Below are 1,855 nucleotides of genomic sequence, written 5' to 3' on the forward strand. Positions count from 1 at the left end.
AGCACCTCAAGATAAAGAAATTCTGGGGCACAACAGAGAACGCCGTCCGCATACAAATCAGTGTGGCTATTATCACACACTGTCTTGTGGCTATTGTCCAACATGATATGAAGTTGAAACGCTCAACCTATGAAGTTTTGCAAATTCTTAGCATATCATTGACAGACAAAACCTACTTGCGTGACCTGTTCGACAAGACTAATTTCAATGATGTCAAAGATCTAAATAATCCCATTATTCCGGGGCTATTTGATTAATTGTTTAACTCGTCTCATTTTAACGGGACACTAATGATTTGGAAAAACATTTGAAACAAAATTCAAGCACGACATGAATGAATTGATGACACATGACCATGAAATGATTAAGGCAATTCATCAAAGATTGGAATATGCTGTAAACAGGTTAAACACGTTTATCAGTGATTTTAGACCGGTGTTGAATGGAGATAGGTTCATAACAGACGCGGAATTATCCGAACGCCTAAAACTATCAAGAAGAACGCTTCAAGAATACCGCTCAAACGGTAAAATCACATATTATCAGCTTGGCACTAAGATACTTTATAAGGAATCGGATATAGAAAAACTGTTGAATGATAACAGACAGGAAGCATATCAGTGAATGGATTTAAGTTGTTGAAAACATTTAATAAGATGGATTGGCTCTTGATTTATGTTATATCTCTATACTTTACCAGAAACACAATCTGTTTTTATCTTGGTCAAGCACAATTACAATGTTGTAAAAACGGATGCCAATAAAATTAATATATGGATAGAAAAATACAACCATTAAAATCCATCAAAATTTTGCAGTAATGGAATATTTGTGCAATTTTGCAGTTGCACTTCAATTTTGCACAATTATTATGAAAGCAGTATATATCTAAATGAGAATTGTTCGATGTTATTGATGAAGCGGCACGCTGTTTTTCGGTCATTACGATTACAGGTCCTAGGCATATGCAGTCTGGCAAAACAATTTTAATTCGGAACGAGTTTAAGCAACTTCCATATTATTCATTGGAGAATCTTGATGTGAGGAGTTATGCCGAGAATGCCCCGGTAGTTTTCCTGAACCAGCATACTGAAGGAATGGTTTTGGACGAAGTGCATAATGCACCTAACCTGCTGTCGTATATTCAGGGTATAGTAGACGAGCATCCGGAACGGAGGTTTATACTTTCTGGAAGTTCGCAGTTCACTATGTTGAAAAAAGTCACACAGTCGCTGGCAGGACGTACCGCAGTATTCGAACTGCTGCCGTTATCTTATTCTGAAATACGGGAGCATATAGGACGTAAGTCATTGGACGACTTGCTGTTTGAAGGATTTTACCCGGCCATCTATGCTGGACGAAATATACCGAAATTCCTTTATCCGTCCTACTGTTGAACTATGCAAACCTGTATGACATATTGGAATAAATTTGCCCAAGAAAGCTCCGATGGAAGCATGAAAGTGATGGACATACGCACTCTAATAAGAAGTATGTTTTCGCATTTCATAGAATAAAAATGATGAATAGCCCATCTTGGGTTCGAACTTTTTTATTACCTTCATTAGTGTCCCGTTAAAATGAGACGAGTTAAACAATTAATCAAATAGCCCCGGAATAATGGGATTATTTAGATCTTTGACATCATTGAAATTAGTCTTGTCGAACAGGTCACGCAAGTAGGTTTTGTCTGTCAATGATATGCTAAGAATTTGCAAAACTTCATAGGTTGAGCGTTTCAACTTCATATCATGTTGGACAATAGCCACAAGACAGTGTGTGATAATAGCCACACTGATTTGTATGCGGACGGCGTTCTCTGTTGTGCCCCAGAATTTCTTTATCTTGAGGTGCT

2 protein-coding genes and 2 pseudogenes are annotated in these 1,855 nt (G+C 37.5%); 3 read left to right on the top strand and 1 reads right to left on the bottom strand.

The annotated features are described in order from the left end of the window. The 3 genes and pseudogenes from H6A34_RS14270 to H6A34_RS14280 form a co-directional block, all read left to right on the top strand. A pseudogene (locus H6A34_RS14270) lies at positions 1–257 on the top strand (IS4 family transposase); the annotation flags it as partial. 73 nt (positions 258–330) lie between these two features. Beyond that, entirely contained in the window at positions 331–624 is a 294-nt protein-coding gene (locus H6A34_RS14275; RefSeq protein WP_205106059.1) for a helix-turn-helix domain-containing protein, read from the top strand. 341 nt (positions 625–965) lie between these two features. Then, complete coding sequence (locus H6A34_RS14280) at positions 966–1,397, top strand: AAA family ATPase (RefSeq protein WP_239480902.1); 432 nt, start codon at positions 966–968, stop codon at positions 1,395–1,397. Between the two features lie 201 nt (positions 1,398–1,598). On the opposite strand, the pseudogene H6A34_RS14285 reads toward H6A34_RS14280, so the two are convergent. Beyond that, positions 1,599–1,855: pseudogene (locus tag H6A34_RS14285) on the bottom strand (IS4 family transposase); the annotation flags it as partial.

Origin of the sequence: Marseilla massiliensis, from assembly GCF_016899855.1 — a bacterium.
In the GTDB taxonomy this organism is placed as follows: domain Bacteria; phylum Bacteroidota; class Bacteroidia; order Bacteroidales; family Bacteroidaceae; genus Prevotella.

Bases quoted from the DNA above. Each gene is read 5' to 3' on its own strand.
- H6A34_RS14275 (WP_205106059.1), top strand. From the start codon at position 331: ATGAATGAATTGATGACACATGACCATGAAATGATTAAGGCAATTCAT.
- H6A34_RS14280 (WP_239480902.1), top strand. From the start codon at position 966: ATGCAGTCTGGCAAAACAATTTTAATTCGGAACGAGTTTAAGCAACTT.